The organism is Methylobacterium sp. 1A, from assembly GCF_058072805.1.
Window position 1 is genome coordinate 970447 of sequence record NZ_JBYQVE010000002.1, and the last position, 14147, is coordinate 984593.

Consider the following 14147-nt stretch of genomic DNA (forward strand, 5'->3'; position numbering starts at 1 on the left):
TTCCGGTTTCCCCCGCATCTCGGTCCCGAGTTTTGCAATATGACGGCTAGGCCTTACTGTGCGGCACGCCTTGAGCGCCGGCCGTCAGCCGGCCCGTGTCAGAGAGTACCATGATCGCTGCGCTGTTCGCGCTCGCCGCCGCCATGATCATCGGGGGCTGCGCCGCCGTGATCCAGGGCTTCCCGTACGTGCGTCTGGAGAGCGGGCTCGCGATGGTGATCGCGGGATCGGTCGCGGCCTCGTCGGGCGCGGTGCTGCTCGGCCTCGGCGTCGTGGCGCTCGGTTTCCGGCGGGTGGAGCGCGCGCTCGGGCGCGTCCCGGCGGCCGGCGCGCGGCCGGCCCCCGCCGCGGCGCCGGCACTGGCATCGGCACCGGCCCCCGTCGACGAGGGCCGGACTCGGCTGCCGCCGGTCCTGCCGGCGGCGCCCGCCTTCATCGTGCCGTCGGTGGTCGAGCCGTCCTTCGATCCCGAGCGGCCCCGGATCGAGCCGAGCCTGGAGCTCCGGGCCGACGAGGCCCGTGCCCCCTTCTCGGAACCCGGCGCGGTCGAAGCGCCGAAGCCGGTTCCGGCCGAGCCGGCGCACGCGGTCCCGCCCGTCCTCGTCCCGGAGGTGGACCGCCGCCCCGAGCCGGACGCGCCGACCGAGCGCGCGATCGCGCCCGAGGACGACCTGTTCGCCGCCCCCGAGCCGCCGCTGCGGGAAGAGCCCGAGAAGGCAGCCGCGGACGAGGCGCCGGCCCTGCGCCCGAGCCTCGACACGCCCCCCGAGCCGGAGCCGGCCCCACCGGCCGCCCCGCGCACCGTGGTGGGGCGCTACGCCTCCGGCGGCAACACCTACGTGATGTTCGAGGACGGCTCGATCGAGGCGGAGACGCCGCAGGGTCGCTTCACCTTCGCGTCCCTCGACGAGCTGAAGGCCTTCGTGGACGGCGGGGGCGAGTCCGGGACCCGCGGCGCGGCCTGAACCCGCCCCGAGGGCGGCAGCGGCGTCACACCAGCGGGTTGAGGCTGTCGTTGCGCGGCGGGATCGGAGCCCGCATGGTCAGGGAGAAGCCCCCGGGGGCGTAGTCGGTGGTCACCTCGGCCTGGACCTGGGTGATCAGGACGCGCTGCAGCAGGCGCGAGCCGAAGCCCTGGCGGCTCGGCGGCGCGACCGGCGGCCCGCCGGTCTCGCGCCACGAGAACCGCAGGATCCCGGCCGGGCCGCCGGGCTCCAGGGACCATTCCACCGCCACCCGGCCGGTGCGGTTCGACAGGGCCCCGTACTTCGCCGCGTTGGTGGTGAGCTCGTGGATCGCCATGCCGATCGGCACCGCGATCTCGGAGGGCAGGTCGATCGCCGGCCCGTCGAGGCTGATGCGCCCCTCGGCGGCGCCGTCCGGGGCCACCTCCGCGTAGGGCTTCAGCTCGTTGCGCAGCAGATTGGCGATCGACGCCGTCTGCCACGTGTCCTCGGTGAGCACCGAGTGCGTGTGCGCCAGGGATTTGATCCGCCCGACGAAGGCCTCGTAGAAGCTCTCGATGCTGGACGCCGTCCGCGCGGTGGAGCCCACGATGGCCTGGACGGTCGCCAGTGTGTTCTTCACCCGGTGGTGCAGCTCGCGGATCAGCAGGCTCTGGCGCTCCTCCGCGACCCGACGGTCGGTCACGTCCGCGACGACGCCGATCAGGCGGCGCGGCAGGCGGCCGGGGGCGTCGCGCTCGAACCGGCCGGCCATGTCGATGGTGCGCCACACGCCGTCGGACTTCCGGCGGATCCGGCCGCTGATGTGCAGGTCCCCGTCCTCCCGCAGCGCCTTGGAGATCGCCCGCCGGACCGCGGGGCGGTCGTCCGGGTGGAGGATGTCGTTGAGAAACTCGGTCTTGCCGATCGTCCCGTCCTCGGGCGCGTGCCCGAAGATCTCGTACATGTGCTCGTTCTCCCAGATCGCCTGGTCCTCGAGCATGTGCCACTCGAAGATGCCGAGCCGGGCGACCGTGGTGGCGACCCGCAGGCGCTGGTCGCGGGACAGGATCTCGTCCCGGGCCTCGACCCGCGTGGTGATGTCCTGGAGGACGCCGACCATGCCGATCGGCGCGCCGTCGGGGCCCGGCACGGCCTGCCCCCGCACCCGCAGGATCACGGTCCGCCCGGCCACCGTCGTGGCCGTGTCGAACTGGTAGGGCTCGTCGGTCCCGTCGGCCTCGGCGATCAGCGCGCTCAGGCGCGCGAGCTCCGCCGGCGACAGGCCGGTCTTCAGCTCCTCCCACGAGACGGAACGGCCCGGCGGGCGCCCGAGGATGCGGGCGGCGCGGCGCGACAGGGTGAGGAGGCCGGTCGCGCGGTCCCAGCGCCATTCCCCGAGTCCGGCGGCCGCGAGGGCCTCGCGGTTCGCCTCGGAATGGGCCGCCGCGTCCACGTCGACCGTCTCGACCGCCAGGGTCCGGCCCGCGCGCCGGACCCGCACGTCGAGGGGCGTGCCATCCGCCCGGCGCCAGACCTGGAGACCGTCCCGGAGCCCCTCCGGCCCCTCGCCCAGGAGTTCGGCGGCCGCGCGCCCGGGCAGGGTGCCGGGCGGCCAGCCGGCGAGATCGTGCAAGGCCCGGTTGGCGGCGACGATCCCCGCCTCGTCCACCGACAGCACGGCGAGGCCGATCGCGGCCTCGTCGAAGCCGGCGCGCAACGGGTCCTCCGCCGCCGGGTCCTGACCCACCCTCTCATTCACTCGGAAGAATCCTCGAACGCGCCGTGGCGCGCTCCCGCCGGAGATGAGCCCCCTCCCGCCACGATCACGGACCGCGGCGGACCCTGAGGATGGCGCCCGAGCGTGACTGTGGCAAGGCGTTCCGCTCCGCCTGCGGCGACCGGGCACCCGCGCGACCCGACCGCGGGGGCTCTCAGCGGGGGTGGCGGGCGAATTCCAGATAGGTGGGCCGGCGGCCCGCTGCCAGCGCCTTGGCCTCGTAGCGCGTGCCGGGCCAGCCCGGGAACGGCCGCGTCCAGTCCCGCGCGTCCCGCGCCGTCCAGGCGAGGACCGGGCACCGCGCGGCCCGGACGAGCGTCCAGCCGGCATAGTCGTCGATGTCGCTGGCGAAGCGGAACAGGCCGCCGTCCTTCAGGACCCGGCCGATCTCGGCGAGCGACGCGTCGGAGACGAACCGGCGCTTGCGCTGCCGCCGCTTGGGCCAGGGATCGGGATAGAGCAGGTAGACCCGGTCGAGGCAGGCATCCGGCAGGCGCGCCAGCAGGGCGGTCACGTCCTCGTCGCGGATGCGGACGTTGCGCAGCGCACGCGCCTCGATCGCCGCCAGCAGCTTGACCACGCCGTTGACGAAGGGCTCGGCGCCGATGATGCCGACGGCCGGATGCGCGGCCGCCTGGGCGGCGAGGTGCTCGCCGCCGCCGAAGCCGATCTCCAGCCACAGCGCCTCCGGCGGCGCCGGCATGGCGGGGAACAGCGCGCGCGGATCGAGGATCGCGTCGCCCGGCGGCAGGTCGACCCGCAGGCTCGGCAGCAGCTCGGCGAGCCGGCGCTCCTGCTGCCCGCGCAGGCGCTTGCCCTTGCGGCGCCCGAAGAAGGCGCGCTCCGGCTCCTCGACCGGGTGGTCGGAGCGTCCAGGGGCGTCGGTGTCCACCGGCTCAGTCTACCTCGGAGATGGGACGCGTCCCGGGTCACGACCGGAGACGGGGCGCGTCGGTGGGATGCCGTCCGGGACACCGCGCCCGGCACGCCGCGACGCGGCACGATCGGGTGGCGCGGCACCCGCGCGGTCGCCGCAGCGCCGAACGCACCGCGCCGCCAGCGCCCGATCGGGAACGCGGGCCGCGGGGCCGCGGAGCATCCGGGACCGGGCGGCGCTCAAAGCACCGCCCGCACCGCATTCACGTCACCCCGGCGCGCCGCCGATCTCCGGCCCGCGCGTCGGCCCGGGGCCGAGCGGAAGCCGCCCTCAGGCCAGCGCCGACTTCAGCTTGCCGGCGAGGTCGGTGCGCTCCCACGAGAAGCCGCCGTCGGCCTCGGGGGCGCGGCCGAAATGGCCGTAGGCCGAGGTGCGCGCGTAGATCGGCTTGTTCAGGCTGAGCGCCGTGCGGATGCCGCGGGGCGACAGGTCCATGGCGTCCATCAGCACGGCCTCGAGCTTGGCCTCGTCGACCGTGCCGGTGCCGTGCAGGTCCACGTAGATCGAGAGCGGCTTCGACACGCCGATGGCGTAGGCGAGCTGGATCGTGGCGCGGCTGGCGAGGCCCGCGGCCACCACGTTCTTGGCGAGGTAGCGCGCTGCGTAGGCCGCCGAGCGGTCGACCTTCGTCGGGTCCTTGCCGGAGAACGCGCCGCCGCCGTGCGGGGCCGCGCCGCCGTAGGTGTCGACGATGATCTTGCGGCCGGTGAGGCCGGCGTCGCCGTCCGGGCCGCCGATCACGAACTTGCCGGTCGGGTTCACGTGCCAGACCGTGCCCTCGTTGACCCAGCCCTGCGGCAGCGCCTTCAGGATGTAGGGCTCGACGATGGCGCGGACGTCCGCGGAATCGAGGGACTCGTCGAGGTGCTGGGTCGACAGCACGATCTGGGTCACCTCGACCGGGCGGCCGTTCTCGTAGCGGACCGTGACCTGGCTCTTGGCGTCGGGGCCGAGCTTGGCGGCGTCGCCCTGCTTCGCCTTGCGGGCGTCGGCGAGGTCCTTGAGGATCTTGTGGGCGTAGAAGATCGGCGCCGGCATCAGCTCGGGCGTCTCGTCGGCGGCGTAGCCGAACATGATGCCCTGGTCGCCCGCGCCCTCGTCCTTGTTGCCGGCCGCGTCCACGCCCTGGGCGATGTCGGCCGACTGGGCGTGCAGGTGGATCGCGACGTCGTTGTTCTTCCAGTGGAAGCCGGACTGCTCGTAGCCGATGTCCTTCACGGCCTCGCGGGTCAGAGCCTCGAGGTCCTTGAAGGTCACCGAATCGGGTCCGCGCACCTCGCCGGCGATGACGATGCGGTTGGTCGTGGCGAGTGTCTCGACGCCGAGCCGCGCCTCCGGCATCGCCGCGAGGTAGGCGTCGACCACGGTGTCCGAGATCCTGTCGCAGACCTTGTCGGGGTGTCCCTCGGACACGGACTCGCTGGTGAACAGGTAGTTGGAACGCGGCATCGGACGGCCTCGGCTGCAGAGGTACGCCGTCGCGATCGCGGCGTTTGACCCTTCATGGGGCCGGGGTTCTCGCACCCGGCCGGGGGCCGGTCAAGATGGAGGAACGAACGGATCCGCTATACCGGACGAAGCGACCGGAAAAACGATCGCGCGACGCCCCGGGGCCCGCCCCTGCCCTCAGCCGCCGAGCTTGCTCTCGAGGGCCCGGATGGCGTCGGCCACGTCGCGGCGCGCCTCCTCGGAGAAGTTCTCGGTGATGTGGCGGCCGACGACTTCCGCCAGCCCCTTCAGCCCGGCTTCCGACAGAGTCGACTGCTCGCGCTCGCTGAAGCCCGGCGCGATGAAGTCATCGTTCCGGGGCATCCCTTTGAAGAAGTAATCCATCGGCACGCCGGTCATGCGCGAGAAGATGTCGAGATGGACGGCGCTGATCCGGTTGGTTCCCTTCTCGTACTTCTGGAGCTGAGCTGCAGACATACCGAAGCTCTGCGCGACGCGGCGCTGTGTGAGCGATGCCTTGCGGCGCTGCTCGGCGATGCGTTGCCCGACATAGACGTCGCGCTGATCGGTCTTCTGGCCCGCCATGAAGTGCTCGTCCACCCCCTGCCATGAATCCTGGCGGCAAAGCTTAGCGCGCCCCTCGGTACTTGTCACCGGCAGGCGTTCGACGTGGTGGACGATTTGCTCACGGCTCTGCGGCCGGGAGATCTGCAAGAATAGACAACTTGGTGTCCCCGGCAGGGCTCGAACCTGCGACCCCAGGTTTCATACCACTTCGGCTTTCGCCGCCGCGCCCCGAAGGTCCGCGTTCGTGGCCTGGACTATCCCTTCACCGTGGGCTGGACTGCATCCAACCGGTAGGTGCCGCCCGTCTAGTCTCTACACCTTCCCGCAGAACGCCGGGGCGCCGCGCGGGCTTGGCTCGGGATCGGCAGAGCATCGGACGGCGGCGCGTCGATGCCGGAAGCTTTCCCCGACTTTGAGCGGATCCGTCGCGCGGTTTCCCGGCGCGACGCCCAATTGAACCTTCTAGGAAACCTGTGCTCTGTCCAGCTGAGCTACGGAGACGACCGGCGCTCCATAGCATTCTCGCCGGCCGAGGCCAACCGCGACCGGTGGGGCGGCGCGGTGCCGGAGCCCGCGATCGCGGGGGGAACCGATGCGCGGGGGCGCGGCGGTCGTGCGGGGACGCCCGCTGGCGACCTCGATGGCGACCTTGATGGCGGCGGCGCTCGCCGCGGCGGTGCCCTGTCCGGCACGCGTCGCGTCGCGCGCCGGGCCGTCGGCGTGCGCGACCGGGCCGGCGCGCGACGAGGTGGTGGCGGAAATCGGGCCCCGCGGGGAGATCCGTATGGTCTCGGGCCTCCGCGCGGTGCTAGACTCGCTGCGCTGGCCGGACACGCCGGAGGCCGCGTCCGCCGCGCGGGCCTGGCTCGAGGCCCGGCGGGGCGCCCGGGTCACGGTGGTTCCCCGCGGGCAGCCCGACCGGTGGGACCGCGCGCGGGCCGACCTCCTGGTCGCGGAGGGCGACATCGCGGAGAGCGCGCATCTGGCGGGCGCGGATCTGGCGGGCGGCCTCATCGGGGCCGGGCTGGCATACGCGGACGCGAACGAGGCCGATTCGCTCTGCCGGCCCGGCCTGCGCCTCGTGGAGGCGGCCGCCCGCGCGCGCGGGCTCGGTCTCTGGGGCGTCGCGCTCCCGGCGGCGCAGGACGGTCCGGCGCTCCGGGCGAAGGCCGGACATTTCGTCGTCGCGGAGGGCCGAATCCGCCATGTCGGCGAGCGCGGCGCGCGCACCTATCTCGATTTCGCGGCCCGCGGCACGGACGGCCTCACGGTGACAGTATCGAAACGCACTTGGCGAATGGTGCGCGCCCGTGGTTTGAGTGCGGCCTCGCTCGAGGGCCGGCGCGTGCGTGTGCGCGGCCTCCTGGAGGTCCGGCGCGGCCCGACCCTGGAGGTCGCCCTCGACGGGCTCGAGACGCTCGAGGAGACGGACCGGCCGGAGGCCGATCCGGAGGGGGAACGAGGATTGCGGCGCTGATCGCGATGGGCGGGATCACGGGGCACATCGGCGCGGGGCGGACCCGCGCGGCGGGGCGGCGCACCCTCGGCGCGGCGGCGTTGGGCGGCCTCGCCCTGCTGCTCGGCGCCTGCGTGGCCGACCAGACCGAGGCGACCGTGCGGCCGGCCGTGGTGCGGGTTCCCGCGGAGGCGCCGCGCACCACCGGCCGCGAGCGCGCCGCCGATGCCGACCACCTCAAGCTCGTGGCCTCCTTCGGGGGCGAGGCCCGGGCCCCCAACGTCACGCGGATGCTGACCGAGGTGACCGACCGCCTCGTGAAGGCCAGCGACCGGCCCGACCAGGCCTACACGGTGACGCTCCTCGACTCGCCGGTGGTCAACGCCTTCGCGCTGCCGAACGGGCGGCTCTACGTCACCCGCGGCCTCGTCGCCCTGGCGAGCGACACCTCCGAGGTGGCCGCCGTGCTGGCGCACGAGATGGCCCACGTGACCCTCAACCACGCCACGGCCCGCAGCGAGCTCGAGCTGCGCTCGGCGCTCGTCAGCCGCGTCGTGGCCGACGTGCTGAACGACCCCGATACCGGCGCGCAGTTGCAGAGCCAGTCGCGCTTCGCCCTCGCCCGGTTCTCCCGCGAGCAGGAGCTGGAGGCGGACGCCACCGGCGTGCGCACCCTGGCCAAGGCCGGCTACGACCCGTTCGCGGCCGGGCGCTTCCTCGCCGCGCTCAACCGCTCCACGGGGCTGAAGGCCGGCAGCGCCGCCGCGCCCGACATGCTGGCGACCCATCCGGGCACGGCCGAGCGCATCACCCAGGTGACCCGCGCGGCCCGCCGCATCGGCGCGCCGGGCATCGGCACCGACGACCGCGCCGCCTACCTCGCGGCGGTGGACGGGCTCGCCTACGGCGACAACCCGCGCGACGGCGCGGTGCGCGGGCACCGCTTCATCCATCCCGGCCTCGGCATCGCCTTCGAGGTGCCGGAGGGCTTCACCCTGGAGAACACCCGCTCGGCAGTGCTCGGGACCACCCCGGACGGCGCCCGGCGCCTGCTGTTCGACCAGATCGAGGCCAAGGACGGCCAGCCCCTCGAGGCGGTGCTCAAGGCGAGCTGGAACGACGCCCTCGACCCGGCCGGCTTCGAGACCCGGGACGTCGCGGGCCACCCTGCGGCCTTCGCGCTGTCGCGGGGGAAGGAGTGGACCTTCCGCCTCGCGGCCATCCGGATCGGCGACTCGACCTACCGGATGATCATGGCCGCCAAGGGCGCCACCGATCCCGACCCGGCCTTCCGCCGCTGGACCGCGACCCTCGTCGCCGTGTCGCCCGACGAGGCGGTCCTGCGCCCCCTGCGGCTGCAGGTGGTCCAGGCGACCTCGACCAGCGCCGAGGACCTCGCCCGCCGCATGGCGGTGCCCGACCGGGCGCTCGACCGGTTCCTCGTCCTCAACGGGCTGGAGCGGGGCGCCGCGCTGGTGCCGGGACGCGGCTACAAGATCGTCGCGGAATAGCCGCCCTGCGCGGCCGCGCCTTGTGCGGGCGCGGGGCCCGGACATCCTGCCCGGGTCGTTCAGGGAGAGCGCCGTGATTCGATTCTTCTACAATCTCAGCCCCAACCCCATGAAGGTCGCCCTCTGCCTCGAGGAGATGGGGCTGCCCTACGAGCCGGTGCCGGTCGACACCCGCAGGGGCGAGCAGTTCGATCCGGCCTACACGGCCGTCAATCCGAACGGGAAGGTGCCGGCGATCGTCGACGGCGACGTCACCGTGTTCGATTCGAACGCGATCCTGATGTACCTGGCGGGCAAGACCGGCCGGTTCCTGCCGGAGGGCGAGCCGGTCCGCGGCGAGATGCTGTCCTGGCTGATGTTCGTGGCGACCGGTATCGGGCCGTTCTCCGGCCAGTGCGTGCATTTCCGCCACTTCGCGCAGGACGGGGGCGCCTACGCCACCGAGCGCTACGCCTTCGAGGCGCGCCGGCACTGGGGCATCCTGGACCAGCGCCTCGCCGACCGCCCCTACGTGCTGGGCGACACCTACACGATCGTCGACATGGCGGTCTGGGGCTGGGCCCGGATGGTGCCCTTCGTCCTCGGCGAGGGCGCCTTCGGGGACCTGCCCAACGTCAAGCGCCACCTCGACGCGCTCAATGCGCGGCCGGCCGCCCAGGCCGCCGAGGCGCTGAAGGGCCGCCACGCCTTCAAGGCAGAGATGGACGCCGAGGCGCGGGGCTTCATGTTCCGCGCCGTGAAGGGCGCCGCCTGACGCCCCGCCGGACCGGTCCCGCGCCTCAGGGCGCGGGGGCGGTCACCGTGAGCATCGGCAGGGTGACGGAGAGCGTTCCGGCCGGCACGCGCGCGGTGCCGAGCGTGAGGCAGGCGCCGAGTCCGAGACAGAGAGCGAGACCGAGCATCGAGGTCTCGAAGCCGCGATAAACCCATTCCATGACGGTCCCCTTTCGCGAGGCAACCGCAGGATGCGCGCATCGCGTTAAGGGATCGGTGCGCCAGCGCGCACGATCTCACAGTCCGGAGGCGACGAGGGCCGCGCCCGCCGCGATCAGCGCGACGCCGGCCCAGGCGGCGAGGCTGAGGGTCTCGCCGAGCAGGGTGGCGCCAAGGATCGCCACCAGCACGACGCTGAGCTTGTCGATCGGCGCGACCCGGGCAGCGTCGCCCAGCGACAGCGCGCGGAAGTAGCAGAGCCACGACGCCCCGGTGGCGAGCCCCGACAGGACGAGGAAGACGAGGCTCCGACCGGAGATCTGCGCGAGGCCGCCGGCCTGCCCGGAGGCGACCACGATCGCGCCGGCGAAGACCAGGATCACCGCGGTGCGCACGAAGGTCGCGACGTCCGACGGCACGCCCGCGACCCCGACCTTGGCGAGGATCGCGGTCAGCGCCGCGAAGCCGGCCGCGGCGAGCGCCCAGAAGCGCCAGGATTCCAGCAGGGGGCTCACGGAAATTTCCACGCCGTCCCTATTCGCAGGGCCCGGACGCATCCTCGTCCTTGCGAGCGCAGCGAAGCAACCCAGGCAGCGCCACGCTCGACGATGTCGCGCCGCCCTGGGTCGCTTCGCTGCGCTCGCGCTGACGACGCGGCCCAGCGTGACACGCGCGCGACTCCTTGCCGAACCGTCAATGTTTCCCGTGAAACATCCGCTGTTCACAGGAGCTTGTCGACGGTGATCGGCAGGTCGCGCACCCGCCTGCCGGTGGCGTGGAAGACCGCGTTGGCGATGGCGGCCGCGGTGCCGACGATGCCGATCTCGCCGAGCCCCTTCACGCCCAGCGGGTTCGCCTTGTCCTCCTCCTCCACGAAGATCACGTCGATGTCGTAGATGTCGGCGTGGACCGGCACGTGGTACTCGCCGAGATTGTGGTTCATGAACCGGCCGATGCGGTGGTCGAGCATCGACTCCTCCTCGAGCGCCGAGCCGGTCCCCATCACCACGCCGCCGAGGATCTGGCTGCGCGCCGTCTTCGGGTTCAGCACCTTGCCGGCCGCGATCGCCGAGACGATGCGGGTGACCCGGACCTGACCCAGCTCCTCGTCGACCTTCACCTCGGCGAAGATCGCCGAGTGGGTGTAGGCCTCGTATTTCTGGTTGAAGTCCTTGTCGGGCCCGGCCTCCTCGACGGCCTCGACCTTGTCGACGCCCGCCGCCTGGAGCACCTCGACGAGCGACACGCTGCGACCCGGATCGCCCGCGACCGCGATGCGGCCGTCCGCGAACACGGCGCGATCGAAGTCGACGTTGGCCAGCGGCGAGTTCTCCATGGCGCGGGCGAGCTTGAACACCTGCGCGCCGACGTTGCGGCAGGCCTTCATCACGGCGGTACCCGAGGAGGCGGCCGTCCACGAGCCGCCGGCGACCGGGGCCTCCGGCAGGCGGGTGTCGCCGAGCTTGGTGGTGACCGCGTCCATCGGCAGGCCCAGCGTGTCGGCCGCGATCTGCGTCAGGATCGTGTAGGTGCCGGTGCCGATGTCGCCGGTGGAGTTGCCGACCGTCAGGCGGCCGTCCGGCGTCAGGGTCGCGATGGCGCTCGACTGCATCATCATCGATTCCCAGATGCCGGTGGCCACGCCCCAGCCGACCAGCTCCCGGCCCTCGCGCATGGAGCGGGGCTCAGGGCTGCGCTTCGCCCAGCCGAACCGCTCGGCCCCCTGCCGGAAGCAGCTCTTCAGCTCCTTCGAGCCGAAGGGCTTGCCCTCGGCGGTGGCGTCGGACTCGGCGTAGTTCTTCAGCCGCAGCTCGATCGGGTCGAGCCCGGTCGCGTAGGCGAGTTCGTCCATCGCGGTCTCGATGGCGAAGACGCCGGTCACCGCGCCGGGCGCGCGCATGTCGCCGGGCGTCGGCGTGTCGAGCTTCACCAAGCGGTAGCCGAGGGCGACGTTGTCGCACCGGTAAAGGACGCCCGACCAGTTGACGACGACCTCCTGGTAATCCTCGTACTGCGAGGTGCCCTGGACGGCGTCGTGGCGCAGGGCCGTCAGCCTCCCGTCTGGCTCGGCGCCGAGCGCGATCGTCTGCAGCGCCTCCGACCGGTAGGTGAAGCTCCACAGCTGGTCGCGGGTCAGGGTCACGCGCACGGAGCGCTTCAGCTCCTGGGCGGCCAGCATCGCCAGGAACAGCTGGTACTGCGGGCGCAGGCCCGAGCCGAAGCCGCCGCCGAGATAGGGGTTGAGCACCCGGACCTGATCGGGCTTCAGGCCGAAGACGTTGGTGAGATACTGGTGGCTGTTCGAGACGCCCTGGATCTTGTCGTAGACCGTGTAGGTGCCGTCCTGCTCGACCACCACCGTGGAGGCGTGCGGCTCCATCGGGTTGTGGTGCTCGTCGGCGAGGCTGTAGGCACCCTGGACGCGGACCGGCGCGCTGCCGAAGGCCTTGTCGGCGTCGCCCCAGGGCTCCGGCGGCGGCTTGATGCCCGTGCGCTTGTAGGGCGGGTCGTAGGCGGTGCCGCGCAGGGCTTCCAGGTCGGTCCCGGGCTCCTCCATCGCGTAGCTCACGCGGACGAGGGACGCGGCGTAGCGCGCGGTCTCGAAATCCTCCGCCACCACCAGGGCGACCGGCTGGCCGCTGAACACGATCAGGTCGTCGTAGAGGGCGCGGAACGGCGAGCCGGGGGGCGCCACCTGGTCCTGGAAGTTCTTGTCCCGCCACGCGGTGCGCGGCCGGTTCTCGTGGGTGAGGACCTTGAGGACGCCCGGTACCGCCTCGGCCTCGGCGGCGTCGATGGCGGTGATCCGGCCCTTGGCGATCGAGCTCGACACGACCACGCCGTAGGCGAGGTCGGGCGCGGCGAACTCGCCCGCGTACTTGGCGAGCCCGGTGACCTTGGCGGGCCCGTCGATGCGGCTGCGCGGGCTGCCGACGAAGGTGTCGCGGCCGGTGGAGCTGAAGGTCTGGGTCATGGCAGAACCTACTGGATGCGCTTGTCGCTGAGCGACTGGGGCGTGCCGGCGGCGGCCTGCTCGAGGCCGCGCACGATGGCGCGCCGGGCGAGATCGATCTTGAAGCCGTTCTCCGACTGGGGCTTGGCCTCCGCGACGATCAGGTCGGCCGCCGCCTGGAAGCTCTCGCGGGTCGCGGGCCGGCCCTCCAGCAGGGCCTCGGCCGCGCGGTTGCGCCAGGGCTTGTGGGCGACGCCGCCGAGCGCCAGCCGCGCGGTCTTCACCGTGTCCCCGTCGAGCTCCAGGGCCGCCGCCACCGAGACCAGCGCGAAGGCGTAGGACAGGCGGTCGCGCAGCTTCAGGTAGGTGTAGTGCTGCGGGAAGCGGCTCTCCGGCAGGTCGACCGACACGATGATCTCGCCCGGGGCGAGGTTCGTGTCCCGCTCGGGCGAGTCCCCCGGCAGGCGGTGGAACTCGGAGAACGGGATCGACCGGTCGCCCTGCGGCCCGCTCACCCGCACGGTCGCCTCCAGGGCGGCCAGCGCGATGCACATGTCGGAGGGGTGGGTGGCGATGCAGTGCGCGCTCGTCCCGAAGATCGCGTGGATGCGGTTCATCCCGCCGATCGCCGGGCAGCCGGAGCCGGGCGCGCGCTTGTTGCAGGGCGTGGCCACGTCGTAGAAATAGTAGCAGCGGGTCCGCTGGAGCAGGTTGCCGCCCGTGGAGGCGGCGTTGCGCAGCTGCGCCGAGGCGCCGGCCAGGATGGCGTTGCGCAGGAGCGGGTACCGGGCCGCGACCCGATCGTCGTAGGCCGCCTTGGCGTTGGTCACGAGCGCCCCGATCCGCAGGCCGTCCCCGCTGTCCTCGATCCGGTCGAGGGGCAGGCGGGTGATGTCGATCAGCCGGCCCGGCTTCTCGACCTCGTACTTCATCAGGTCGATCAGGTTGGTGCCGCCGGCGATGAAGCGGGCCCCGGCCCCGAAGGCCTGCACCGCCTCCGCCACCGTGCCGGCGCGGACGTAGTCGAAGCGGTTCATCGGGCGCCTCCCTGCATGACGTCCTCGATGGCGTCGACGATGTTGGTGTAGGCGCCGCAGCGGCAGATATTGCCGCTCATCGCCTCGCGGATCTCGTCCCGGGTGTGGGCGTGGCCCTCGTTCATCAGGCCGACCGACGAGCAGAGCTGGCCCGGCGTGCAGTAGCCGCACTGGAAGGCGTCGTGCTCGATGAATGCCTCCTGGATCGGGTGGAGGGCGTTGCTGCCCGCCCGGTCGCCGAGGGCGGCCAGCCCCTCGACCGTGGTGATCTCGGCCCCGTCCTTCATCACCGCCAGGGTCAGGCAGGAATTCACCCGGGTGCCGTTCACCAGCACCGTGCAGGCCCCGCACTGGCCGTGGTCGCAGCCCTTCTTGGTGCCGGTGAGGTCGAGCCGCTCGCGCAGGAGGTCGAGGAGCGTGGTCCACGGCGCGACCTGCAGTTCGCGCCGCTGCCCGTTGATCGTCAGCGTGATGCCGATCGGCGTGTCCGCCGACACCGGCGGCTGGGTCTCGAGGCGCATGATGTCGTCCACGGTCTGGGCCGGCCGGGGCCGGGCGGGAGCGGATCGGTCCGGGGCAG

The 14147-nt window shown here is 72.8% G+C and carries 13 protein-coding genes; 4 read left to right on the top strand and 9 right to left on the bottom strand.

Annotated features, from left to right (window positions below; all coding sequences use genetic code 11):
- Nucleotides 1-110 precede the first annotated feature (110 nt).
- Nucleotides 111-965, top strand: a complete 855-nt coding sequence (locus tag ACX9MN_RS24850; protein WP_489725721.1) for a hypothetical protein — start codon at nt 111-113, stop codon at nt 963-965.
- A gap of 25 nt (nt 966-990) precedes the next feature.
- Here ACX9MN_RS24850 and ACX9MN_RS24855 read toward each other — a convergent pair whose 3' ends face one another.
- The 4 genes from ACX9MN_RS24855 to ACX9MN_RS24870 all read right to left on the bottom strand — a co-directional run bounded on the left by ACX9MN_RS24855 (nt 991) and on the right by ACX9MN_RS24870 (nt 5695).
- Nucleotides 991-2706, bottom strand: coding sequence for a sensor histidine kinase (locus ACX9MN_RS24855; protein ID WP_489725722.1), 1716 nt, complete (start codon nt 2704-2706; stop codon nt 991-993).
- Nucleotides 2707-2878: 172 nt separating this feature from the next.
- Nucleotides 2879-3616: a tRNA (guanine(46)-N(7))-methyltransferase TrmB gene (gene trmB, locus ACX9MN_RS24860; RefSeq protein WP_091675531.1), complete on the bottom strand. Its 738-nt coding sequence runs from the start codon at nt 3614-3616 to the stop codon at nt 2879-2881.
- Between the two features lie 315 nt (nt 3617-3931).
- Nucleotides 3932-5110 carry a methionine adenosyltransferase gene (metK, locus tag ACX9MN_RS24865; protein WP_020091324.1) on the bottom strand — a complete coding sequence of 393 codons (1179 nt, stop codon included), beginning with the start codon at nt 5108-5110 and terminating at the stop codon, nt 3932-3934.
- 177 nt (nt 5111-5287) lie between these two features.
- Entirely contained in the window at nt 5288-5695 is a 408-nt protein-coding gene (locus ACX9MN_RS24870) for a helix-turn-helix domain-containing protein (protein ID WP_012321411.1), read from the bottom strand.
- Between the two features lie 574 nt (nt 5696-6269).
- On the opposite strand from ACX9MN_RS24870, the gene ACX9MN_RS24875 reads away from it, so the two are divergent.
- The 3 genes from ACX9MN_RS24875 to ACX9MN_RS24885 all read left to right on the top strand — a co-directional run bounded on the left by ACX9MN_RS24875 (nt 6270) and on the right by ACX9MN_RS24885 (nt 9398).
- A complete protein-coding gene (locus ACX9MN_RS24875) occupies nt 6270-7154 on the top strand; it encodes a thermonuclease family protein (protein ID WP_489725723.1) in 885 nt (294 codons plus the stop codon).
- Between the two features lie 5 nt (nt 7155-7159).
- Nucleotides 7160-8644, top strand: coding sequence for a M48 family metalloprotease (locus ACX9MN_RS24880; protein WP_091927864.1), 1485 nt, complete (start codon nt 7160-7162; stop codon nt 8642-8644).
- 73 nt (nt 8645-8717) lie between these two features.
- Nucleotides 8718-9398 (top strand): glutathione S-transferase family protein, encoded by a 681-nt coding sequence (locus ACX9MN_RS24885; RefSeq protein WP_447700540.1) that lies wholly within the window; start codon nt 8718-8720, stop codon nt 9396-9398.
- A 25-nt stretch (nt 9399-9423) separates the two neighbouring features.
- Here ACX9MN_RS24885 and ACX9MN_RS24890 read toward each other — a convergent pair whose 3' ends face one another.
- The 5 genes from ACX9MN_RS24890 to ACX9MN_RS24910 all read right to left on the bottom strand — a co-directional run bounded on the left by ACX9MN_RS24890 (nt 9424) and on the right by ACX9MN_RS24910 (nt 14088).
- Entirely contained in the window at nt 9424-9579 is a 156-nt protein-coding gene (locus tag ACX9MN_RS24890) for a hypothetical protein (protein WP_020091329.1), read from the bottom strand.
- A 75-nt stretch (nt 9580-9654) separates the two neighbouring features.
- A complete protein-coding gene (locus ACX9MN_RS24895; protein ID WP_091675525.1) occupies nt 9655-10092 on the bottom strand; it encodes an EamA family transporter in 438 nt (145 codons plus the stop codon).
- A gap of 206 nt (nt 10093-10298) precedes the next feature.
- The gene (locus ACX9MN_RS24900) at nt 10299-12551 is read right to left on the bottom strand and encodes a xanthine dehydrogenase family protein molybdopterin-binding subunit (RefSeq protein WP_489725724.1); all 2253 of its coding nucleotides are present in this window, start codon (nt 12549-12551) and stop codon (nt 10299-10301) included.
- Between the two features lie 8 nt (nt 12552-12559).
- Entirely contained in the window at nt 12560-13567 is a 1008-nt protein-coding gene (locus ACX9MN_RS24905; protein WP_489725725.1) for an FAD binding domain-containing protein, read from the bottom strand.
- Nucleotides 13564-14088 carry a (2Fe-2S)-binding protein gene (locus tag ACX9MN_RS24910; protein ID WP_026604649.1) on the bottom strand — a complete coding sequence of 175 codons (525 nt, stop codon included), beginning with the start codon at nt 14086-14088 and terminating at the stop codon, nt 13564-13566. Before ACX9MN_RS24910 ends, ACX9MN_RS24905 begins: the two co-directional genes overlap by 4 nt.
- Nucleotides 14089-14147 lie beyond the last annotated feature (59 nt).